This window comes from Desulfobacter sp., from assembly GCA_028768525.1.
Classification (GTDB): Bacteria; Desulfobacterota; Desulfobacteria; order Desulfobacterales; family Desulfobacteraceae; genus Desulfobacter.
In genome coordinates this window covers 1,831,535-1,855,992 of record CP054837.1, presented here as the reverse complement: position 1 = coordinate 1,855,992, position 24,458 = coordinate 1,831,535, and the positions used below count along the sequence as shown (strand labels likewise).

General features: G+C 48.5%; 18 protein-coding genes. All 18 read left to right on the top strand.

From position 1 onward, the window contains the following. Nucleotide 1: 1 nt before the first annotated feature. The 18 genes from HUN04_08550 (at nt 2) to HUN04_08465 (ending at nt 24,406) form a co-directional block, all read left to right on the top strand. Entirely contained in the window at nt 2-967 is a 966-nt protein-coding gene (locus HUN04_08550; GenBank protein WDP89756.1) for a GDP-mannose 4,6-dehydratase, read from the top strand. Further along, nucleotides 964-2,844: an N-acetylneuraminate synthase family protein gene (locus HUN04_08545; GenBank protein WDP89755.1), complete on the top strand. Its 1,881-nt coding sequence runs from the start codon at nt 964-966 to the stop codon at nt 2,842-2,844. Before HUN04_08550 ends, HUN04_08545 begins: the two co-directional genes overlap by 4 nt. Before the next feature lie 131 nt (nt 2,845-2,975). Further along, nucleotides 2,976-3,920 carry a glycosyltransferase gene (locus tag HUN04_08540; GenBank protein ID WDP93216.1) on the top strand — a complete coding sequence of 315 codons (945 nt, stop codon included), beginning with the start codon at nt 2,976-2,978 and terminating at the stop codon, nt 3,918-3,920. Next, a complete protein-coding gene (locus HUN04_08535; GenBank protein ID WDP89754.1) occupies nt 3,920-4,867 on the top strand; it encodes a radical SAM protein in 948 nt (315 codons plus the stop codon). The genes HUN04_08540 and HUN04_08535 overlap by 1 nt, the downstream gene beginning before the upstream one ends. Next, nucleotides 4,864-6,036, top strand: a complete 1,173-nt coding sequence (locus HUN04_08530) for a DegT/DnrJ/EryC1/StrS family aminotransferase (GenBank protein ID WDP89753.1) — start codon at nt 4,864-4,866, stop codon at nt 6,034-6,036. Before HUN04_08535 ends, HUN04_08530 begins: the two co-directional genes overlap by 4 nt. Nucleotides 6,037-6,083: 47 nt before the next feature. Continuing rightward, complete coding sequence (gene asnB / locus HUN04_08525) at nt 6,084-8,000, top strand: asparagine synthase (glutamine-hydrolyzing) (GenBank protein ID WDP89752.1); 1,917 nt, start codon at nt 6,084-6,086, stop codon at nt 7,998-8,000. Then, on the top strand, nt 7,993-8,676 hold the full coding sequence (locus HUN04_08520; protein ID WDP89751.1) for an acylneuraminate cytidylyltransferase family protein: 684 nt from the start codon (nt 7,993-7,995) through the stop codon (nt 8,674-8,676). The genes asnB and HUN04_08520 overlap by 8 nt, the downstream gene beginning before the upstream one ends. Next, nucleotides 8,669-9,967, top strand: a complete 1,299-nt coding sequence (locus tag HUN04_08515) for a hypothetical protein (protein ID WDP89750.1) — start codon at nt 8,669-8,671, stop codon at nt 9,965-9,967. The genes HUN04_08520 and HUN04_08515 overlap by 8 nt, the downstream gene beginning before the upstream one ends. Before the next feature lie 116 nt (nt 9,968-10,083). Beyond that, nucleotides 10,084-10,884 (top strand): hypothetical protein, encoded by an 801-nt coding sequence (locus HUN04_08510; protein WDP89749.1) that lies wholly within the window; start codon nt 10,084-10,086, stop codon nt 10,882-10,884. After that, on the top strand, nt 10,881-12,461 hold the full coding sequence (locus tag HUN04_08505) for a B12-binding domain-containing radical SAM protein (GenBank protein WDP89748.1): 1,581 nt from the start codon (nt 10,881-10,883) through the stop codon (nt 12,459-12,461). Before HUN04_08510 ends, HUN04_08505 begins: the two co-directional genes overlap by 4 nt. A 15-nt stretch (nt 12,462-12,476) precedes the next feature. Beyond that, complete coding sequence (locus HUN04_08500; protein WDP89747.1) at nt 12,477-13,973, top strand: hypothetical protein; 1,497 nt, start codon at nt 12,477-12,479, stop codon at nt 13,971-13,973. 16 nt (nt 13,974-13,989) lie between these two features. Then, entirely contained in the window at nt 13,990-15,060 is a 1,071-nt protein-coding gene (locus HUN04_08495; protein WDP89746.1) for a radical SAM protein, read from the top strand. A 35-nt stretch (nt 15,061-15,095) separates the two neighbouring features. Further along, nucleotides 15,096-16,217 carry a hypothetical protein gene (locus HUN04_08490; protein WDP89745.1) on the top strand — a complete coding sequence of 374 codons (1,122 nt, stop codon included), beginning with the start codon at nt 15,096-15,098 and terminating at the stop codon, nt 16,215-16,217. A gap of 128 nt (nt 16,218-16,345) precedes the next feature. Then, complete coding sequence (locus tag HUN04_08485) at nt 16,346-18,082, top strand: hypothetical protein (GenBank protein ID WDP89744.1); 1,737 nt, start codon at nt 16,346-16,348, stop codon at nt 18,080-18,082. Nucleotides 18,083-18,526: 444 nt separating this feature from the next. After that, the gene (locus HUN04_08480) at nt 18,527-19,867 is read left to right on the top strand and encodes a hypothetical protein (GenBank protein ID WDP89743.1); all 1,341 of its coding nucleotides are present in this window, start codon (nt 18,527-18,529) and stop codon (nt 19,865-19,867) included. A gap of 672 nt (nt 19,868-20,539) precedes the next feature. After that, on the top strand, nt 20,540-21,523 hold the full coding sequence (locus HUN04_08475; protein WDP89742.1) for a hypothetical protein: 984 nt from the start codon (nt 20,540-20,542) through the stop codon (nt 21,521-21,523). Between the two features lie 52 nt (nt 21,524-21,575). Beyond that, nucleotides 21,576-22,628: a peptidoglycan bridge formation glycyltransferase FemA/FemB family protein gene (locus HUN04_08470; GenBank protein ID WDP89741.1), complete on the top strand. Its 1,053-nt coding sequence runs from the start codon at nt 21,576-21,578 to the stop codon at nt 22,626-22,628. A gap of 218 nt (nt 22,629-22,846) precedes the next feature. Then, nucleotides 22,847-24,406: a hypothetical protein gene (locus HUN04_08465; GenBank protein WDP89740.1), complete on the top strand. Its 1,560-nt coding sequence runs from the start codon at nt 22,847-22,849 to the stop codon at nt 24,404-24,406. Nucleotides 24,407-24,458: the final 52 nt, after the last annotated feature.

Below are 24,458 nucleotides of genomic sequence, written 5' to 3'. Positions count from 1 at the left end.
TATGAAAGTATTGGTAACTGGCATAACAGGAATGACGGGCAGCCACCTGGCCGAGTATCTATTGAACAGGCCGGGGGTAGAGGTCCACGGCACCATACGGTGGAGAGACAGCCGGCGGTTCATTTCCGGTATCGAAGAAGAATTGGTGCTGCACAACTGCGACCTCATGGACGCCCATGGGGTGGACGGGGTGATCCACAAGGTCAGGCCGGACCGGATCTTTCATCTGGCTGCGGAAACTTCTGTTGACGATTCCTGGAAAAATCCCCACCAGACCATTACCAATAATATTACTTGCCAGTTGAACCTGTTTGAAGCGGTGAAACGGCTGGATCTGAATACCCGTATCCTGGTGACCGGCAGTTCGGAGGCGTACGGACTGGTTTCCGAGGATGAGCTTCCCGTGGCTGAAACCCAGGGGTTCAAACCCCTGAGCCCCTATGGCGTGAGTAAAGTCAGTCAGGATATGCTGGGTTTTCAGTACCATAAAAGCTACGGGATGGATATTGTCAGGGTAAGGGTTTTTAATCTCACCGGCCCAAGGCAGAGTACAACATTCGCCCTGGCCAGTTTTGCACGGCAGATTGCCTTGATTAACGCCGGCAGACAGGATCCGGTCCTTGAGGTGGGCAATCTTGAGGCCCGGAGAGATTTTACGGATTTCAGGGATGCGGCCCGGGCCTATTGGATGGCCCTTGAATATGGAAGGGCCGGAGAGGTGTATAACATCGGGTCCGGCCGGCCCAGGCTGCTGAAAGATGTGCTCAAAGAACTGATCGAGATATCGAATGCAGAGGTTCGGGTCGTGACGGACCCTGATCGGATGAGGCCCTCTGATATTCCGGCCATGGTTTGTGACAATAAAAAGTTTTGTTCGGTAACAGGGTGGGTGCCCCGGATCCCCTTCAGCCGGACTCTGGAAGACCTTTTGGAATACTGGGAAAGGACTCTGGAGGAGAGAGTGTGAGCTGCCCAATAATTCATATCAATGGAAGAGAGGTCGGCGAAAACCGCCCCACTTATATCATTGCCGAAATCGGTATCAACCATAATGGCGATGCCGGCATGGCCAGGGAACTCATTTCCGCGGCCCATGAGGCCGGTGCCGATGCCGTGAAATTCCAGAAAAGATGCCTGGAAAGCCTTTACCCCGAGGATATGCTCAATGATCCCGGAAAATACGAACAGCATTTTCAGTACATGATCCCTCTGCTTCAAAAAGTGGAATTGTCAGAATCTGACTATGGGGATCTTAGGGGGGAGGCCACAGAAAGGGGAATGGATTTTTTATGCACCCCTTTTGACAAGGAGAGTGCAGATTTCCTTGAAGCCTTAGGGGTGGACGGGTATAAAATCGCCTCGGCGGATTTGAACAATCTGGATCTTCTCGCCCATGTAGCCCTGAAAAAACAGCCCATGATCGTGTCCACGGGAATGTCCTACCGTGAAGAGATCGAAATGACGGTGGGGCTGCTCAAGGAAGAAGGGGCTGATTTTGCCCTGCTCCATTGCCGCAGTGCCTATCCCGTCTGGCCAAGGGAGGTGAACTTGAAAATGATCACCTGGCTCAAAAAATTTCAGGCGCCGGTGGGATATTCCGGCCATGACATCGGCATTACCATCCCCCTGGTCGCCGCCTCCATGGGTGCCTCCATCATTGAAAAGCATATCACCCTGGACAAAACCATGGACGGGCCGGATCATAAGATCAGCCTGGAACCCTATGAATTTAAGCGGATGGTCCGGGATATCAGGATCGCCGACCAGGCCATGGCCACGGAGGACCGTTTCCTGCTCAGGGGAGAGGTGGTCAACCGGGAGGTGTTCGGTAAAAGCCTTACGGCGGCTTCCTTCCTTTCCAAGGGAACCCGGGTGGACAGGGACATGGTACGGGTCAAAGGGCCGGGCAAAGGGCTTCCCCCTTCGGCCATGGATGACCTTTTGGGCCGGGTCCTGAATCGGGATATAGAAGAAGGAGGACTTTTTCTGGAAAAGGATATTGCCGGGGAAGGGGACGGTGCCTCTGACATTGGGAAGAATTTTAAGAGCCGGTGGGGGCTGATCGCCCGCTTTACCGATTTCCAAGAAATGGTTGGGTTCAACCCACGTGTGATTGAAATTCATCTGGCGGAAAAAGATCTGGAGCAGCCCTTTGTCCTGGAAATGGAGTACCCCCAGGAACTTGTGGTCCATGCCGCCGAATACATGGACGGGGAGCTTATGGACCTTTGCAGCACCGACGAAAGAATCAGAAGGGCCTCAGTTGACCTGGTCAACCGGACCGCAGCGATGACCCAAAGGCTTGCCCCGTATTTTAAGGGGACTCCCAAGCTCATTGCCCATCCCGGCGCCATGAGCCTCAATATCAAGCTGGATAAGGCCGAATTGAAAGAGAACCTTTTAAAGTCTCTGGATGAAATTGACTGCCGGGGAAGCCGGTTGCTTCTGGAAAATCTGCCCCCCTATCCATGGTATTTCGGAGGGGCCTGGAAGGGCAATTATTTCATGGACGCCGAAGGCATTGCCTCATTCTGTGAAGAAACAGGAATAAAGATCGTTTTTGACATCTCCCATGCGGCGTTGTACTGCAATGCCAAACAAAAGGACCTCGGGGATTTTATTTCAATCGTTTATCCCCATATCCGCCATATTCATATGGGAGACGCCTATGGCCTGGATGGTGAAGGGATGCAGATCCATGAAGGCGATATTGATTTTAAACGCATTATGCCTTTGTTTGCCGAATACCGGGATTCCTGGGTGCCTGAGGTGTGGCGGGGGCACCTGAACCAGGGCCAGGGCTTTTTTACAGCCATAAAAAGATTGAGCCGATACGATTTTTAGGATCCCGGCTAATGCCCGGGATAAAATAAACCTGGTATTGGATAATAAATTGTCCATTTAGTGGGTGAATAGTTGAAAGAATGTACGCAGATTGCCTGTGTAACTGAAAGGGCGAAGCTATGCAAATCCTCATGATTGCAGAAAATGATCCGGCCGGTATGGGCATTGCCTTTACCAATGCCATTAACCGGTATACCGACCACCAGTGCCGGCTCATCACGGTGCAGGACCGGTACGGCATTGATTTCGGAAAGGATATCCATCTGCCGGATATCCATGATGATGATTTCGATGAGGTGGCGGATTTGCTTGAGCATTCGGATATCATCCATTTTCATATGCTAAGGGATGAACATTCCCACCTGGGCCCCCTTGTGATCCGGGATTATATCAAGGGCAAAAAAATCATCCACCACCACCACGGGCACCCGGATTATCTCATCAATGCCCAGAGGTTTAATGACAAGTATCGAAAACTGGGGCGGCGGGTGATCGTTTCCACCCCGGATCTGCTCCATGTGGCTGACGATGCGGTATGGGTTCCCAACCTGGTGCCCATAAACGATCCCCCATATCTGCCGCGGTATGAAACCTGTTTAAAAAACGACCGGATACGGGTGTGCCAGGCGCCTACCCGGAAGTTTGACAAACACACGGATGAGTTCGGGAGGGTGCTCACCCGGCTTCAGGCTTCCCACCCACAGGTGGAGCCGGTGATTATCGAAAGGAAGGGGCGGAGGGAGTGCCTGGATATTAAACGCAAATGCCATATTGTATTCGACCATATGCGGGGCTGGTTCGGTATTTCCTCCCTGGAGTCCCTCAGCCAGGGCAAGCCGGTCATTGCAGGGCTTGACGAGTGGAACATCGGCTGCATCAAGGAATTTACAGGGGCAGACCGCCTGCCTTGGGTGGTGGCAAGGAACGAAACCGAGTTGGAAATCCAATTGGAGCAACTGGTTTCAGAACCCGATGCGCGCTTCCGCATCGGTATGGACAGCAGGAAATTCATGGAGGACTGCTGGCGGGAGCAGGATGCCCTGGCCGTTCTGCTCCGTGAATACGACGTCTTGTGATGAAGAATTTAGACTTGCCCAAGCCCCACATCCTTTTTGACGAAGACGGGCGCCAATTTGTTCTGCCCGATTTCCCGGAGCGGGTGACCCTGGAATTGTCCTTTGCATGCAACCTGAACTGCGTCATGTGCCCCCGAAACCATTTGACCGCCACCGGCGGATTCATGGATTGGAATTTATTTGAAAAAATTATCCTTGAGCTTGAGGATAAAGAGATTAAGGCCATTGTTCCCTTTTTCAGGGGTGAATCACTGCTTCACCCGAGGTTTAGGGATATGATCCGGCTGATCCGGGAGAAAACCGGGGCGCAAATTCAGCTGGCCACCAACGGGCTTTTATTGGACGGGCCCATGGCGGATTTCCTTTTGGATGTGGAGATTGATTTCATCTCTTTCAGTATTGATGCGTTCACCGGAGAGACCTATGAAAAAGTACGGCAGAATAATCAATTTGAGCAGGTCATGGACAATATTGAATATTTTTTAAGCAGACGGAACTGCCGGCAGGTGGCCACGACAGTCCAGGCCTCCGCCACTGCCAATGCCGTTAATCGCCATGAAATCGATGCATTCGTCTCTTACTGGAAAAAAAGGGCGGACAGAGTCCGGATCTATCCTGAGCATTCCGCAGACGGCGAATTCGGTGCCCTGCCCCCGGAGCTTGACCGGGATAGGGGCAAAAGGCAACCCTGCCGAAAACTTTTTAGTGATATGGTTATCCTGTGGGACGGACAGATAAGCGCCTGCAACCATGACTGGGAAGGGCGGGTGCTTGAGGCGTTTTCCGGTGCAGGCGAAAAAACTCTGGGGTCCCTCTGGAAGGGGCAGGCCTATGACATGGCCCGCAAAAAACACCTGGCCGGCGCCTGGGGTGAATTGTCTCCATGCGGGCACTGCAGCCATTGGCAGGGCTGGAACGGCAGCAGGGTAGGAGCGTTGATCCAATGAAAATCCCCATTACCCGTCCATTTATGGATGAGATTGAGATGGCTGCGATCCAAGCGCCATTAAAAACGGGGTGGCTGGTCCAGGGGCCTGAAGTGAAGGGGTTTGAAACGGCCGTTGCCCGCCTCTGCCGGGCCCCCTATGGCGTGGCGGTCAGTTCGTGCACAGCGGCCCTTCACCTCGCTCTGACAGCCTTGGGCATCGGGCCGGGGGACAGGGTGGTGGTGCCTTCGTTCACCTATATTGCCACGGCCAATGCCGTAACCCATGCCGGGGCGATACCTGTGTTTGCGGACATTGACCCCATCACCTTTAATATGGGGCCGAAAGAACTGGAAAAGGCCCTGGGTTCATGGGAAAAGGGCAATCCCGCCAGCCCCAACGCCGTTATCCCGGTCCACCTTTTCGGCCTGTGCGCTGATATGCCATCCATTTCGGATATTGCCGGTGATCTGGGGCTGAAGGTAATTGAGGATGCTGCCTGTGCCCTGGGGGCAAAGACCGGGGGGCTTGGGCCTGGAGAATTCGGCGCCCCGGCCTGTTTCAGCTTTCACCCCAGGAAGGTGATTACCACCGGTGAGGGCGGGATGGTCGTCACCCACGACCGGAACCTTGCCGCCGGGCTTTGCAGGCTCAGGGACCATGGTGCCCGGACCAGTGATTTCGAGCGGCATTCGGACGGCACCAGCGGGCTGCCTGATTTTGATCAGCCGGGATATAATTATCGGATGACAGACCTTCAGGGTGCCCTGGGGAATGCCCAGTTAAAAAAATTGGATATGATAATAGAATCCCGGAGGGCATTGGCACTAAGGTACAATGAGATGCTTGGCGACGTCTCCTGGCTGGCACCTCCCCATTGCCCCCCAAATGCATTCCACACCTATCAGTCCTATGTCTGCCGGGTGAAAGCCGGGTGCAATTCTCGGAAGTCGGGAGAGATCCGGAATCGCCTCATGGCCTTTTTGGGAGAAAACGGCATTGCCGCCCGCCCGGGCACCCATGCCGTCCATGTGCTGGCGTATTATAAGAGGAAATACAACCTCAGGCCGGAGCAGTTTCCCGGTGCATGGGAGTCCCACAACGCCACAATCAGCCTGCCCTTGTTTCCCCAGATGTCATCGGCGGAGCAGGAGTATATTGTCCATAAGATCAAAGCGTTTAGGTGGTAGCATGTTCCGGTTCGCTGAATTGATGAGGGAATTTTAATTGCATTAGAATGTGCGGTATTGCAGGCATATTGGATCTAACCCAGGGTGTCGCCGATGAGGTCATCCTGACCCGAATGACCCGGACCCTTGCCCACAGGGGGCCGGACGGACAGGGGATTTTTACTGACGGCGGCCTGGGCCTGGGCCACAGGCGCCTTGCGGTGATTGACCTGAGCCCGGCAGGCGCCCAGCCCATGTCCGATTCCAATGGGCGGTACACCATTGCTTATAATGGAGAGGTGTATAACTATCTTGAACTTCGCAGGGAACTGGAAACCCTGGGACGTACATTCAGGTCTCAGACAGACACCGAAGTTCTCCTGCAGGCCTATGCCCAATGGGGTCAGGATTGTGTGGGACGTTTCAACGGGATGTTCGCCCTGGCCATCTGGGATGCAGTAGACAAAACCCTTTTTCTGGCCAGGGACCGTTATGGGATAAAGCCCTTGTACTACACTTTTTTCAAGGGGAAATTGCTCTTTGCATCGGAGCAGAAAGCCATATTACAATATCCGGGGTTTCAACGGAAGGTGGACCTTGAGGCCCTGGTGGAGTATTTTACGTTCCAGAATATCTTTACCGACCGGACCCTGATGCGGGGCATCCATATGTTTCCTCCGGGGAGTTGCTGTCTGGTGGGCAGGGAGGCTTCACCGGGAGGGCCGTTGCAATTCCTCCGCTTTTGGGACTATCATTTCCGGGAGCCGGAAAAGCCGCTTTCAAAAAACCAATATGTCGAGCACCTCAACCATCTGCTTTCCCAGGCGGTTAAACGTCAGCTTAGAAGTGATACTGAACTGGGGGCATACCTGAGCGGCGGCATGGATTCGGGCTCAATCACTGCCATTGCTGCACGGGAACTACCCTATATCAAATCGTTTACCTGCGGATTCGACCTGAATTCGGCCTCGGGCATGGAGTTGGCATTTGACGAAAGGCAACTTGCCGAGTACATGTCCTATCGTTTCGGTACCGAGCACTATGAGATGGTGCTCAAGGCCGGGGACATGGAGCGGATTATGCCGGAACTGGTTTGCCATGTAGAAGAACCGAGGGTCGGTCAGTGTTATCCCAATTATTATGTGGCCCGGCTGGCCGGCAAATTTGTCAAGGTGGTTTTGGCCGGCACCGGTGCCGATGAGCTCTTTGCAGGATATCCATGGCGATACTACCGGGCAGCCAGAAACGGCGATTTTGAAAGCTATGTTGATAAATATTACCGGTACTGGCAGCGATTAATCCCAAACAGGTCTATCCATAAAGTATTTCAACCCGTTTGGAAAGATGTCTCCCATGTCTGGACCCGGGATATCTTCCATGATGTGTTTAACGGATGCGACAAGCCGCCCAAGTCCCCTGAAGACTATATTAATTACTCCCTATATTTTGAAGCAAAAACATTTCTCCACGGCCTTCTGGTCATTGAAGACAAGATGAGTATGGCCCATGGACTGGAAACCCGGGTGCCCTTTTTGGACAATGACCTGGTGGATTTCGCCATGCAGATCCCGGTGGGGATGAAACTGGGAAACCTTTCCGAAGTCATCCGGCTCAATGAAAATGAACCCGGCAACAAGACAAAAAAATATTTCAATAAAACACGGGACGGGAAACTGATCCTAAGGGAGGCGGCTTCAGAATTCTTACCGGAACGGATCACCAGGAACATCAAACAGGGCTTTTCAGCACCGGATGCCAGCTGGTTCAAGGGCGAAAGCATGGATTATGTGAAGGCAGTTGTATTCAACAGCCGGGCGGCCATCTATGAATTTCTGGACCGGAAAACAGTTCAGGACCTGGTGACGGAGCATCTCAACGGAAAGGTCAACAGGCGTTTGCTTATCTGGTCATTGTTGAATGTTGAAGGTTTTTTAAGAACTTTCATTGATACGTCTTTTGAACCTGTGGGGAATCTGGATGCCTGAAAGAAACAAAGGGAAAATAATTGCCATTATCCCGGCCAGGGGCGGTTCCAAGGGAATTCATAGAAAAAACATTCAGATACTGGGCGGGAAGCCATTGATCGCTTGGACCATTGAGGCGGCAAAAATGAGTCGTGTTGTGGACCGAATTATTGTTTCTACTGAAGATGAAGAAATTGCCGAGGTGGCAAGGGAATGGGGGGGAGAAGTCCCTTTCTTTCGACCGGTGGAAATGGCCAGGGATGACAGTAGCGCCGGCGAGGCGGTCTGTCACGCCCAGAGTCGTTTAATTAAAGCGGGGGAAAATGTTGCAGTTACTATGGTCCTTTATCCGACCCATCCTTTTCGGACCCGGCATATGTTTAAGGCCGCCGTTTCTGCTTTGCTGGATCATAAGTGTGATACGTTTACCACAGTGCGCAAAATAAATACCCCGCCTGGTAAATTCGTGGGATTGAATCGACAGGGATATATCTATCCCCTGTCTTTACCTGGGGCGCCCCAGGTGCATTACCGTCCCTACGGACTGATAACCGCCACGAGAAGGCACCATTTAAACAGAGGTACCTATGTATATCCTGTTTCTGATTTGGCATCTCTGGTTGATATAGATGAACCGGAAGATCTTAAATATGCAGAAGCGGTTTTGAACGCAGGGTTTGTTGATTATTATGGGTGAGAAAAAAATAACAACGCTTGTTCCTGTGTGTTTGGGGGATGAGGAAACGTTTTGGTTATCTTCCGATGGTATGGATATACTGAAGAGGGAGATTGAAGAGCTGAAAAATTGGAGTTGGGTAGGGCGGCTTTGTCTTGTAACAGATAATTCTATAGTCTTTGAGAGATTGAAGGGCCATTGCCCCGTTATGTATATTGAGGAATCTGTCGGTCAGAACAACATTGAATTTTTACCCCGTGGAACCTCACATGCAATTGACCAATTAAAGAAATTCGGCATAAATGGGCCGTTGCTTATTAAAGAATTTAGAATGCCGGGTATTGTTGAAGAACATGCCGGTGAAATTTATAAACAATGGGTAAAGACTCCGGAGAAAATATGCGTTTCTGTCAGTGAACCATTTGATCATCCTGCCCAGATGAAGCAATATATATCCCAATCTCACATTTCTTATATACATCTTTTTGAAAAAAGGACATGCCTTGAGACCAAAAAATATGTGACCCGGCCATGTGTCCAGCCTGTACCGGGAAACGATGTAACATATGCAAGTCAAAGGGTGTGGGATGGAACCAGGTTGGGTGATTCACGGCCTTTATCTTTTGCCTCAATGCAGGAGGTTCCCGAGAACAGCATTGCTGCTGTTTTTGACACTGCCGGTCGATGCGTTTTTCATGTCCCCCCAAACAAAATCGACTGGATTGGCGAAGGGAAACCTGTTGGGGGGGCTTTTCTTCCCAATGATCCTCCCCTAGTGATCTCAGAACAAGACGGAGGCTTTTATTTACGCATAAAAGACGCCATGGAAATGGATGATTGGGATGTTGTCATTCTGTCCTGGGAAGACGGAGAGAAATCGGTGGACAATGTTTTTTATGATTCCCGCCAGATTTACTTGCCGGTTATTCCTGAGTGCAGCGGGGTCTTCTGTATCATGGGGAAGTTTATGAACCCCAACGGTGAAAACTGTGGATTTGAACTGCCTTTTAATGGCCCTAATTGCAGTTGGAAACAGACGGCGACAGGACGGATGCTCAACCTTGAAACCGGACTTGAAATTTATGGGCGGCAAAATATGCCCCAATGCTATGCGGTGGACGGTGCCATAAGTATTGGTTTCCCCTCCGTGCTTCTTGATATTGAAAAGCAAATTGTTCAGGGAAAGGTAAGAGCAGGCATAGCTGGCAAGGCTAAAGTAAAGATCATTGATCGCGAAACATTGGTCCTCTACAGGAAGATAGCAGGATTGAGCACTTCTGATTTCGATAACGCCTATATGGTTGAGTGTTAACTATGCCGTTATTGGAATGTTTGATTCCCCAGGTCGGAACCAACACCTCCCCCTTGCTCAGAGGGGGGGTCGCCAATTTGAATCAAAGGCAGATTTCTGTACCCGAGAAGGGGCATATGGAGATTGAAGAACGGTTCAATATTTCAGCCAATCAATTCGTAATGAGCCTGCTAAGTAATGAAGCTCAATTGCAATATATAACATTTAGAGGTGAAACCTGTTTCCTCCACGGAGTTCAGGGCGCAGGGGAGCCTTTATTGACATTTAAAAAAGGATTTTGGGCGTTTGGCGGCTGCAACAATGGAAATGAACTCCTTTTCCCAGACCTTTTACCAGAGGTGGCTGTTTTTTCACCAGCGGATTCGAGGGTGAAATACACCCAGGTCCGGGTCCTTGGGGAGCACATGGACGGATTGAGTCCAAGGGGAATATGTAATGCGCGAGACGATATTTTTGTAACAGCTATTCATGGTCCATTAAGTTATATTATACGTCTTACTCGCATGACCGACCAGTGTGAGGTAACGGGTGAGATCATGTACAAAGGTCAGGCTCTAGGAGCCATCAGATATTATTCTGGGCGATTTTATGTAATAGGGTTTCAGCCGAGTCCCCACTTGATCATTTTTCAATTCAGCCACGATACGGAACGGCTCATACCGGTGAGGCATATTCCTTTGTGCGGTTATCCTGTGGAAATCATGGCCGGGGATTTTGGTGTTTTCGTTACCCTTTATGGCGGGGTCGCATGGTTCCCAGAGGATTGCTCTGAATGCAGATTTTACAATTTGTCTAACCGTAAAGACATTCGGGGGGATGCTTATTTTTCACTTGCCTACACAGAGGCGGTAGAGCCGGGCCGATTTTGGCTGAGTGCTTTTCACGGCAAAGAAATTTATAAAGTGACATTCAAATGAATATGTTGTCTTACAATTTTGAAACCAGTCAAAGGGTGTTATTAATAAATCCCCAGGCGTTTCCGGGCCAAAGGCCTGAAAAGAATATGGCCTTTTTCCCGTTCAGCATTGTCTATATTGTGAATTACCTGAAGCGGATAAAACTATGTGAAATTGACTATTTTGACCTTGTCATGGAGGATGAGTCCTTGCTGGTTGAGGAACTCCAGTCTAGTTCATATGATTTGATAGGTGTTACCTGTTTGGCCGCCAACCGGTTTATGGCCATTGATCTTATCAAAAAGCTGAGACAGGTTTCTCCCGGGTCAAAGATTGTTGTCGGGGGGGTGTTTTTCGGTTTTTTCCCCGAGGAGACACTTGCCCGGGTGCCGGAAGTTGATTTTGTCATTAGCGGTGACGGAGAATACACCATGGCCGAATTGGTCCGGGCCATGGATGTAAACCAGCCCTATCATGGCATTAAAGGTCTTTCCTTTCGAGACCAGGAGCAAATTTGCCTGAATGAAAAGCGTCCTGTAGAGATGCATTTCGAACGATTTTACGTTGAACTGGATCTGGTCCGAAAGCCGGGGTATGATATCCTACAACCCATGCCGAACCTTGAATGGCGTGACGATATAAGGGCTTTCCCCCTTTTAGTGAGCAAAGGGTGCGTAAATAGATGTGTCTACTGCATGAACCAGAGTGAGGTTTTCAGGGGGATGAGCCTTGAGTTCTTAATGGAACGCATTATTGAACTCAAAGAAAAATATCATACAAAGTACTTTTTATTCACAGATCCCTCATTCGGATCCAGGCCCGCATTTGTCCGCAAGTTATGCCAGGAGTTGATTGACCGCGATATAGATATCGAGTGGTATTGTGAAACCAGGCCGGATATTGACTTGGATCTACTCTCTTTAATGCGGCGTGCCGGTTGTATTTCAATACATTTTGCAATTGAGACCGGATCGCCAAAAATCATGAAACTGATGCGGCGGAAAACATCACTTGCGCAAGTCACCTCATTCGCCAAAAAATGTAACCGTCTGGGGATTGCTTATGGATATTTCACCCTCATATCCTTTCCCGGCGAGACGCTCAAAGAAGCATGGGAGACATTACGGGTAATAGAGCAATTGGCATACCATAAGGGGTTCAGCGGTCTGTCTCCGCTTTTTATAATGCCTAAAACCGAGCTTGAGAATATGGCACATCAAAGGGGCGTGTTGTCCGAGGCGTTCGATTGGTTTGATGATGATTTCAAGGTGGACCTCTGTTATGTTGAAAGCCCTGTCTTGAAAACCATGCCTCCCTATATCGAACATCTCACCGAGAAACAGATCTATAAAATTATAAGGTTCTCGTGGGCCCTCCAGGATTTTATACACGGAAATAAAAGGGTACGCCACCTGAGATGGCGGTTTATCACACGGACCTATTTTTTTGTTCTCAGGGAATTTTGGAATGCCTTTTCTTGTGTAAGTGAGCCGGGAAAAAAGCTTGATGTATTGCGTATGGGAGTCAAAGTCCTACTCTGGTTTCTGATTTGGAAAATAAAAAAGCCGTTCATAGATTTTAAGGAGCGTAGAAGGTGAAAGGAGAGGTCTGTGATGGATAATTTCCCCGGAAAAATGGTTTTCATAGAATTCAGGCACTATCCCGTCACCCCGGAGTTCGGCCTGTATTCATGTTGCTATCTTGCTGACCAAACCGGAATGGATATGGAAGATATGGCCGTGGTGTTTGTCCAGGATGCCGGAGACCTTAAATATGTTACCAGGGCTCTTGATTCGGCCCTTTCTTGCCCTGATGCCAGTGTAAGTGTATTTCTCTGGCATTATTGGCATTGCATGCCGAACGGCACCGAAAAGTTATTTTTTGAGTGTATCGCGCTCCTCAAGGCGGATCCCAGGGTCAGAATCATCACCGGCGGGTTGCATCAGACACTTGTTCCCCAGATATTTGCAAACAGCCAATTGTTCCATTGTGTGGTCAGAGGCTTCCCTTGGGAAAGTGACGGGTGGTTCAAAAAGGATGTGGAGGGCATTGTTGAACCCTGCTATCCAATGGGTTTCGGAGCAGATTTTAGGCTTTCCCGTGCGTACCACCGGCTTTTAAATCCATTAAGCACCCTGAGAAAAGAAGTGGGTGGTATGGGAACTGGATATTACCTGTCTCTGGGATGTTCTTCAGGGTGCCTGTTTTGCCATCAAACAGCGTTTTGCAAGAGAAAATCCGGGCTTGCGGCAAAACCCCTGGATATGATATGGGCGGATCTTGAATTTTTGTATTCAACCCACCAGGTCACACGAATTGATGTCTTAGACGCCAATATCATGGAATTCACCGACCTGAAAACAAGCTTTCTTGCCCAAATAGCTGCCCACCCTTATTTGGCTTTATACAACACATTGGGTATGCGCGTCACGGATATGGATTGTGACACGGTAAATATGGTTCGCCGCGCTGGAATAGAAACCGTATTTTTCGGTCTTGAAACACTGGATCCTGTGATTCAAAAAAAAATTGGTAAACCTTATGATGTGGCACATTTAGGTGATGTCATCGAATATGGCCATACCCTTGGTTTAGGTTTTGAAGGCAACATACTGGTAGGCGTTGATGCTGTTTTGGGGGACCCTGTTGATAGTGAAAAACTTTCCCGATGTATCAGAAATTTAACTGAGTTTTATGGGGCACACCCGAATCTTCGTGTGCAGATGCGACCTTATATGCCCTATTGGGGGACCCCTCTGGGGGATAGACTTTGGCAGGGGATAGGGGCCTCTCCTGAGAGCTTTCAGTTGTCCCAGTACCTTGATCTGTTAAATTGCGTTTTGTTTGGGCTTCCGTTGAAACAGGGGCTTAAACTGCCGCCTTGCTATTCGGACCAAGGGGTATACGATACCGTGTGCAAGGCGCATGAGGCCTTCCGGTCCCTGGCTTGGTTCAAATCTGCCGTCTATGGCTCCCCGCCGAAGAACGAAAGCAAACGGGCCTATTGCCGAGTTGTTCACAATCACTGCCTTTCCATGGCTGAAAAGATGTTTCTGGATTTCAGCGGGTTTCTGGATGAATCACTAAAATTGCTTGCGCACTGGCGTTAGGATAATGGAGACGATTATGGAGAATACTTCGGAATATATCCCTTATTATATCACTGTGTTCGGATCTTGGAAATGTACTTATGCATGCCCGGGTTGCTATCATACGTCTTCTGAAAAGTGGAAGCAAGATTGGAGGAATAAACCCAGATTTATGCCTTTTTCCACGTTTAAGAGGATTGTTGATGAGTTCAAACAGTATAAAACTCAGATTGGCCTCTACTCTCCGGGTGAGAATTTTTTGAATCCTGATGTCTATGCCATGGTTGAGTATGCCGAAACTGAGGGGTGCCGCGTTGAGATTGACACGACAGGGGCATGTGTGGACCCGGTACGTCTGGCGGACACCGGGATCAGTAATATAATGTTCTCAATTGACGGTATGACCCAGGATGTATACGGTGGTTTTCGTAAAAACGGGCGACTGGAAAATGTCCAGAATCGGTTGGAGAGGTTTACTGATGAGGTGGACCGTCGTGGGATGAAAACGAATATCGTTGTCAAGTATTTGGTAAATGCAATTACCGAAACCCAGATGGATGAAGCTGTTGCTTATTATTCGAAATTGCCGAATGTTACTTTAAAATTCGACTTCTTCATGCCACCTGAAACATTTGAAAACATGCAACAATTCAATGGGCTATATACATCATTGGAAAGTTATGAAAAATGGCGGCCTAGGATAAAAACGAATTTTGATATATATGAACCGGATTATAAAAAGGGTGTGGCTGTCCACAAGGTAGTTTTAAACGGTGAGCGAGGTCCTTTTTGCCCGAATGTGTTTTCAGGAATCACCATAGATACAGACGGCAGAGTGATTCCTTGCTGTAAATTGGATTTCCAGGGATTGGGAGAGCATGATCCCATGTATTTGGGCTCTATTTTCGAACCCGGAGGGGCGCTGGGGGCATTTCACAGTGATCGTGCAAAGCAATTTCGGAAAAAATACATGGAAAGCAAAGGAAATTATTACCGATGTGAGTATTGCAGGCATAATTTTAACTTGAAGGAAAAGGCGTCCATGTCGGAAAAAGTAAGGGATTCAGGTTATCAAACAATGCTGTCAGGGATTTTGAAGGCAGAGTAAGTCTATGGGATATATATCAAAAAGGATGTGAAACCATGGCGTTTTCACAATCGGAAATACAAATTCTTACAGAATATTTGTCGGACTACCGGCCCACTCAAGGAAGAGCGGCAACTTTAGGAACTCAGACCCTGCATATCAGTTATCCTGAATTGATTAAACTGATGTTGAAACAGGGGATTACATTTGCCCCTCTTAGCCGAGAAACGAGATATGAATTTTTTGATCTCTATGAAAAACAATCTTCAAAAACCGTAAATGCCAACGTCTTTTTGTTTCTAATGGGGTTTGATAGTGTAATCAACATCGATATTTTAGCCCATACGCCGAAGGCCTATGAATATGACCTAGGCAACCCGGTGCCGGAAGAACTTTGGAATCGTTTCGACCTGATCCTGGACGGGTGCACAGGTCATCATGTCTTTGATAGACTTCAGTTGTTTAAAAATATCAATAACATGCTTGCTGTTGGGGGGCGTGTGGTTCACACCACCATGTTAGATCCTCTTGGACATGTTCAGGGGCTTTTGAACCTTCATGCCATGATGCGTTTTTATGAATCCAACGGATACGGGGATATAAAGGCATTTGTCTGTGACAATTTGAGTCGAAACACCGTCTACGAGATTAAAGGGGATTTGCACAATAGTAGAAATTCCTTTGATTTAAGCCGTTTCAATCTGATGTTCATGGCTACCAAACAGAAAAAACTGCCTTTGAAAACCTCATTTCTCAGTTGGGCATATGAGCAGTATCAAGCAAAGCTTGATGAAAACAGTGTTTCCGTTCAGTCAATCCGTGGACGGAAGCTTGCCGTATGGGGAACCCGGGGACACTATGAACTGTACTATAGAGACCTTGTTTTAAGTCCAAGGGACAATCATCGAATTATGGGCATTGTGGACAGTGACCCTGAAAGATGGGGGACCTTACTGGATGGATATGAGGTGGGGCCACCTGAGAGTCTGCAAACCATGGATGTGGACGCGGTATTGCTTGCATCCAATAAAAAGAATGAATTAATGGATGGCGTCATAGACCTTCTATACGCCAAGCCTGAAGTGGTTAAGAATACCTATAACCTTTATCGCCATACTTTTTTATTTCAGGATAACTTTGATGCCCATAGTGACTATTGGTCAATACTTGGTCGCTGAACGCTCAGGCTTGGATGTGGCTTTCTAAAATGGAAATTGGAACGATCCTGTGTAATTCGAGATGGTTCGGATACAGTGTGAGGATTTTGCTGTTTCGGGGGAGACAACATAAGATAGGATAGCATTTTATGTGTAAAATACTTGGTTTGAGTATAAATGGTGCCCAAACTTCGGCATGCCTGCTAAAAGATGGGTGTGTTGAGTCAGCCGCGTCAGAGGAACGTTTTTCTAGGATAAAAAGGGATAGCTCATTCCCGCGGCATTCCATTGCCTATTGCCTTGAAACCGGGAAACTATCTTCTCTTAATGATTGCGATGCCATTGCCGTGTCATGGAACCCTGGAATGAATATGCGTCATATTAATATGTCAGGCTTTACGCGGTGGCGAAGGTATGATCCTGAATGGCTGTATATCGTGCCGAACAATTTGATGGATTTCCATTCGCCCTCATCCGAGCCTAAGGATGCTCTGCGGCTGCACCTTGGAATGGCAGAAGATCAACCCATTTATTTTGTCAATCACCACTTGAGCCATGCCGCCCATTGTGTGCTTCATGCCCCTTTTGAGCGAGGTGCATTCGCCGTTGTTGACGAATACGGTGAAATTGACTCGGTTACCTGTGGGGTTTTCGGTTCAAATGGAATTCAGATCCAGAAAAAGATTCCTTATCCCCATTCTCTGGGAATATTTTATGCCGCCATAACAGAATTTCTAGGATTCATGCCAAATTGCGATGAATGGAAGGTAATGGGGGCTGCGGCTTATGGAGATCCCAATGTCTTTTCAGATAAATTGGCGGAACTCATTGTGTGGGATGAAGCAGACGGCGAATGGTATATAAATCAAAGGTACATTGATTTTGCCAATATGAAAAAGGGCGGGTACGGCGTTAAAAAACTGGAGAAAGCTATAGGGATACCGGCGCGTTCAAGATGTGAAAAGATGATGCCCCATCATTTTGATCTCGCATCAGGGGCTCAGTACATTTTTGAAAAAATGTTGTTCACCCTGTTACAACGCCTTAATGAAAAGACCGGTATGACTGAGCTGGCAGTTTCTGGCGGGTGTTTTATGAATTCCCTTGCAAATGGCAAAATCACTGGTAATACACCTTTCAATCAGGTGTTTATTCCCTATGCTGCTGCTGACAACGGCGGGGCGGTAGGCGCCGCATTATGGGTGCATAGCCAACTTAAAAAGGGCTCTCGGATAAAGGATTCCCGTCCCCCGTCCCCGTTTTTAGGTCCTCGTTTTTCTACAAAGGCTGTTCGAAGTACCCTGGAGAATTATGGTATCCCCTACTCCGTATGTGACAATCCTTCAGCCGCTGCAGCACAGGAGATATATCAAGGCAAGCTGGTCGGGTGGTTTAGCGGAGGAATGGAATTTGGGGAACGGGCTCTGGGAGCTCGATCCATATTGGCGGATCCTAGACTGCCTGATATAAAAGACAGGATTAATTCTTGCGTAAAGTACAGAGAGCCTTTCAGGCCTTTTGCCGCCTCGGTTATTGATCAAAGCGCGCATCGATATTTTGATTGTGGGTTGAATCAAAGCATCCCATATATGGAGCGTGTGGTCAGTGTCCGACCTGATTTTAGAGAGCGTCTTCCGGGAATCACCCATAAGGATGGCTCATGCAGAATTCAAACCGTTTCCCGAAATATACATTCCGCATATTATGATTTATTGGTGGAATTTTCAAAACTAAGCCAAATTGATATTGTTTTAAACACCTCCTTTAATGTCCAGGGGGAGCCTATCGTTTGCTCTCCTAAGGATGCAATTCGAACTTTTTTTAGTAGCGGCTTGGACGTTCTATTCCTTGAAAAATGTATCATAAGGAAAAAAAATCTGGCTTGAAGTAAGGCAAAGACGATTTTTGAACAGGTCTTGAAGGAGCCTATAAAAAATAGTAGGAGAAATATGTCTGTTCTTCCCTGGTGTACAGTGCCCTGGTATCATCTGACTATACGGCAGGACCATTTTGCTCCCTGCTGTTATATGGTTTTTAATCAGTTACCGGAAATAGAACTGGAATCTCCAGATCTTTTGTCAAGTCTGTTTAACAGCAATGCAATGACTGAGCTACGAAGCCGGCTGGTGAAGCATGATATTAAAGGCTCCCCATGTGAGCATTGTTATGGGCGAGAGAAAGACTTCGGCGTGTTTTTTAGAGATGAACTACGTAGTTTTCCAGCCTTTCAAAAGGCAAGAAATGCATTTCGCCAAGGGGAGGTCCTTCTAAGATACCCTCCATTCCATCTTGCTTTGGGGACTGCGTCGGAATGTAATTTAAGATGTAAGATGTGTTACACCACCTGGGACGATGCTTCGGGGGTCAAACAGCCGGGGGTTCCCATGCCGTCATTTTTTAAGGTATTGGAAAAGAACGGATGGGACAACATTGCTCATATCGGTATGTCGGGAGGAGAACCGCTTCTTACCGGTGAATTCGGCTTTGCTTTAGAGTACTTTTCACGTCACCGCATAAATACGGTTATTTTGGAAGTCACAACCAATGGTATATTGCTCAATCAGTTCTTTGACAGTTTGGAACGATGTAATCTTAGAAAGATGCGATTTACCATAAGTGTGGATGGCGTGGGCCGTGCATATGAAGAAATTCGAAAAGGGGCATCCTGGGAGCGGTTGAATGAGAATTTGGCTCTGCTCTCCGAGTTGGTCGGCGGGCGGGCGGGTTGGGATGTTGAAATCCATTCCCTGGTGATGCGCTCAACTCTTTCCCATATGGAGGATGTGGTGAGCCTTGCCGACGAATACGGATTTGAGCTTGTTTTCAATTCCATTACCGGCATTGAGAATATTGATGAAAACATATTTGCCTTTCCAAGTTTAGTGGATAACCTTCCATGGGATGATTATTTTGATGCGGCGCTTGGCCGTGCCAGGGAGTGTGGCTTTCACAGAGCCTGCCAAAATCTCGAAGATTGTCGTGTCCTTTTAGGAAGACGGGTACGGGGCGTTTCAAACGCCATGCACCGTGCTGATTGGAATGTCCTGTCCAGGTGGGACCGCTATGTTTCGAAAGAGATCGGAACCAGGCCATGTGTTATTGCCGGATTTTCAGAGCAAAGCTTTGGTTTTTTGGAATTGAATCAAAAATTTGACATTCGGGGCGTGGCAGATTTTAAACCCACTCCGAAGGTGTTGGGTAGGTTCGGTGGTGTTTCTGTTTACCCCCTTGAGAAACTGGGCAACCTGGCCCGGGATATTGTTCTGGATACCCAGACCTATAATCAGAACCACCGGGTCGATTTAATTCGGAAAATGTATCCGCATCACCAGGTTCACCTCATCGACCTTTTTGATCAGAATACCTATGAAACCATCAACACCTTGGTATCTCTGTTGGCAGACCGCTCCATAGTTCTGTTTGGTGCTGGTGGGACAGGGCGTCTACTTTATAGCCAAACAAAGCTGGGACAGTTGAATGTGAAGGCCTTTGCAGATAACAACAAGCAGAAGCAAACCAGAGGGTGCTGTGGGTTGCCGGTGATTCCCGCAGAGGCTATTTTCGACATTGCCAAAGATGTAATCATCCTTTCTCCCAGATTTTTTAATCAGATAAGCCAACAACTCAATGGTTTGTTCGGTGATAAGATAAGAGTCTACAACCTTTTTTGAAGCAGGCCCCAATTTATACCCCATAGAGTGTAGTGATTTAATTAATCCACGATTAGTTAAATATACCGTTAAAGTTTAAAGTGGGTTGAGCCATCCATGTTATTGTCCATTTGTATCATTATCGTTGCGGTCAGTATTTATGTACGTGTAATGCTGAGGGTAAAATATCCCTTGGCCATCAGCTACGATGTCTATCTTTACATGACCATTGCCCGGCTGATTAAAGAAAATCGGAATAGGTTTCTTAAATACAGACCGGTGGGGTATCCGTATCCGTACTCTGCCAACCAGGGTTTCCCCTGGCTTCTATCTTTTTTACCTTTATCCTGGCACCCCTTTGTGGAACGGGTTTCTTCCCAAATCCTGGATATGATTTCATCCCTGGCAGTTCTGGCCGCAGGATTCTGGTTGGCCAGGCATATTACCGGCCCGGGTGCTGAAATTATCCCATTGGCATCACTCCTCATTTTTTGCTTTTCTCCTTTAATTCTTAGGGCTGCTTCAGGCCCACGTTCCTACAGCGGCACCCCAAGGGTGCTGGGAGAAACATTGTATCTTTTTCACGCCCTCTCTGCCATGGCCGCGATACATACAGGCTCGATGGCCATGGGAGGCTTTTCTGCCCTGGTCTGCTCTTTTATGGTGGTCTCTTCGGTTTTCGGCAACCAGGTCATGTTGTTTTTCGGACTATTCCTGACCATTGCCGCACCCGCATATGGATTGATACTAATCGCCGGTTTGATTTTATCCCTGCTGATTTTTCGCGGCGCCGCCATTGAAAGCGTAAAGAGCCAGCTCGTACATTCCTATTGGTATTTCAGTTTTTACCGTCATGTTTTTATCGGGTTCTCTCCCAGAACATGGGCCGACTATACCCGCAGCTGGCAAGAGCACGGCTGGCCTAAGCTGAAATCGCTGAAGATCCGGAATTTTCTTAACTGGTGCCTTGACGAGGCATACGCCCCCCATCTACTGGTTGCCTGCGGGACACCTTTTCTGTTTGCATTTTTTGCCCCGCCCAAAGCCATAGATCCCCTTTTTTATCGATTCCTCATGGCGTGGGCAATGGCCGGCTGCTTTTGTTTCTTTGTGACAAAAACAAGGCTGTTCCTATTCCTTGGGGAAGGCGAGCGCTATCTGGAATTTGCCCTGTTTCCTTCTATCGTTCTTTCCGTCCTGGCTCTGGCCCATTCACAACTATCGCTTTGGAGCCTGGTATTTTTAACGGTTGCTTTAGGACTGATCTGCCTTTTTCGGGTGCCGCAGATATTAGCCGCCCATGAGCAGGGGGGGCAGGCCCATAAAGCAGCCGTGGAAAAGTTAAATGATTTACCTGACGGCCCTGTGTTTGTTTTTGGCTACTCTGCTTACCAGGCCCTTTACTGGGGGAAAAAGGAGCTGATCGGCTTCCCCATTGATGCCTTTAAAGCGGTTATGCCCAAACAAGACTATTTAATTTTTGCAGGCAACTATCCTCTGCCGGATGCCGATTTCGATATGGTGATGTCCAAATACCATCCCCGTTATATCTATGGGCAGGAATGGGCCTTTGGGGAATATGCAAAATTGGCCCAAAAGCCGGATGCCTTTTGGTATGGGTTGAAAAAACTGTACGGGCAGCATGGGGTTGTGATTTACGAGGTCCTGCAGTCATAATGGCCGGGCGAAAGATTGACAGTCACGCACTGGCCTGGAAAATAGTATAAGGATGGCAGAGCCGTATAAGATTCAAATTACCCCTTTAAGGGATGTGCCCGGATATGAAGATTTCATAAACGGCATACACCATAGGCTGCTGTACCACTCCCGTCCCTGGATCCGCATTATGGAAAGTATTATCGGGGACACATGCCAGGTTATATCCGCCCATCATCGGAAACGGTTGTGTGGTGCGCTTCCTGTGTTTATTTCCAGGGACAGGGGGGCGGGCCGGGTGATCAATTCCCTGCCTTTTTTCGGCAGTATCGGCGGGATCCTCTGCCAGCCGGGCCAGATTGACAAGGTGGGCCCCGGATTGTTCAACGCATTGGACGGCCTGGCCCATGATCTGGGGGCGGCAACCGCCATGGTCAATCCCGGCCCCTTTGATCCGGATGTCTCCCTCCATAAAAAGTTATGGCGCCCTGATTTTGAAGAAAAACGCATGGCCCAGGTGCTCAAATTGCCTGAAAGCAAATCGGAACTCTTATCCCTGTTTCATCCCGCCAAACGGCAAAATATAAGGAGTGCCATTGCTAAAGGAAGTACCGTCAGGCCGTTTCGTATGGATGACCTGGACTGGTTTGTGGATGTCCACAATAGGGGCATGGCCGCCAAAAATGGAATCGCAAAACCCAGGGCTTTTTTTCACGGCATCATTGATAAGCTGTTTCCCAAAGGCCCATTCAGAATTGATGTCGCCGAATTTCAGGGAATCCCCTTTGCCGGGCTGCTGTATGCATTGTGGGGACATACCGCAGAGTATCTTGTACCGGTATATGAACCGGATCGGGCCAACCTGTTCGGCCTGCCCCTGTTAATACATCACGCCATGGCCCGGGCCGTGGCCCATGGCATCCGCCGGTGGAACTTCGGGGGGACCTGGAACTCCCAAAGAGGCCTTTACAGGTTCAAGGCCTCTTTTGGTGCCCAGGAGAAAGGCTACCCTTATTTCATTAAAGTATATGACAAAAGGATTCTGTCACTGGATAAGGGGGAACTCATGAGATATTTTCCATGGTATTATTCTCTCCCCTTTGATCTCTTGGACAAGGCAGGGTGATAATGGAACGGATCGATCAAGATTAATGATGGTGGCATATGAGGTTATTAAATTTAATTGAGGAAAAGGTGGCCCGCCTGGCAGAAATGCTTAAGGATTGTCGTGTGGGCGTTTGCCCCTCGGATTTTGGGCGGTTCAGTTCAAACCTGGCCGGGAGGCTAAAGGGAATAATCCCGGTCGGCGTTTATTTGCCGGATTCAAGGACATTTCACCAGGGAATGAATCCTGTCCGTGATCCGGATGTATTTCTGTCCATGTGTGATGCGGTTATTGCCATGGGAAGAGACGATGGGACCTTGAGGTTAAAGGACCGGGCAAGACGGGTGTCTCCTGATATTAAATGGGTGGAACTCCTTGACCCCGAGGACCCCTTGTCCGTTCTACGGTTTGATCTGCCTTACACTTTTTTTTATCTCCATTATCAGAATATCAATACCATTGAGAATCAGTTTCGCCATTCAGGCATCGATACCAGGATTATTCTTGATCAGAAATACCATTCCGGCGAAAAACTGGATCCATTTTCCCATGCCATTTTAAAAACCGGGAAGGCACATTACAATTGCCCATTCTGCGGTAAACCCCTTCAAACAAGACACTCCTTTGTGGTACACGGCGAAACACCCATTCAGACTGCGGTGTTTTTTCGGTTTAACTGCTGTGATGAATTTTACGTGCTTTCACATTCCTTTTATTCAACCATGGCCCTGTATTTTCCCGGCAGGGAAATTATCATGGCCCTCTATTCATTATCCGGGGTTAAACCGGAAAAAAATTTCTGGTATCCCCTTGCCGCCCTGGTCAACGCTTTTAAGGAAGCCGCATTTATCTATCGGGATGAAGTGGACGCCTATTTAAATAGTGAACCGGGGAAGGTCAGGTGCATCGTCCAGGCAATGAGGGGAAATATCAGCATTGAGTTCTGGCAGTATAATGCTGCCAGGGTCTGTGCTGAAGGGTCGTCTTTGATTAAAGAGATGCAGGTCATTGATTCTCCAAAAATCGGGTTTGTCCAATCCTGCCTGGCCGATACCGGCATCCAGGTTTCAAAGGTCTTTGGCATGGATGAAAAACGGTTGAGAATACAGCCTTTTCTGGATAGCATCCAAGGCGATGCCGTCAGTATGCTGGCCATATCCGGTGCACCCATCCGAAAAGAGGTGGGAGAAGCCTGGGTGGCTTATTGCCGCCAGGAGATCCCGTACAGGAGCCATTGTGAAATGGAAGCGGTCAAGGGCTGTTCACCGCTGATGGTGATAACCATTAGAGCCGATTACAGCCGGAACTGGGTGGGACAGGGTAACGGTCTGGCTTACCTGGTGAACGGAGTGGCTGAGCGTTTCCCCGGAGCAGGTGTGGTTTTTGATGGGATTCGTCCCCAGCATGGGAAAGATGCCTATGATGAGATGTGCAGGCGGATCGAAGAAAAGATTTCCGGTAACGTTCCGGTTTTCTGGGCCCTGGACCGACCTTTAAACGATACCATTGCATGGTTTTCCCATGGTGATTTGTATATCGGCCCATGCAGCGGCGGGGTGATTTTTTCCTTAATCGCCGATATGCCTAAATTGATTTATGGTCCAAAAGAGTTTTTAAAGGATTCGGTTGAAGAAAAAAACGGCCGGACACTCATCCAGGGAATGCGCTGGGATGCGTCCCCTATACGCCTGGTGGAAGCCGTTGATGAAACGCTGTGCGACCAATCCTTTATGACCTATGAGCTTGACTGCGATGAACTGCTTGCAAATGCCATTGACATGCTTGAAGCGGCTCGCTGAGGCGGGTCTGCATAAGGAGGTGATTGGAACGTGCGCTATATGAATGATCACT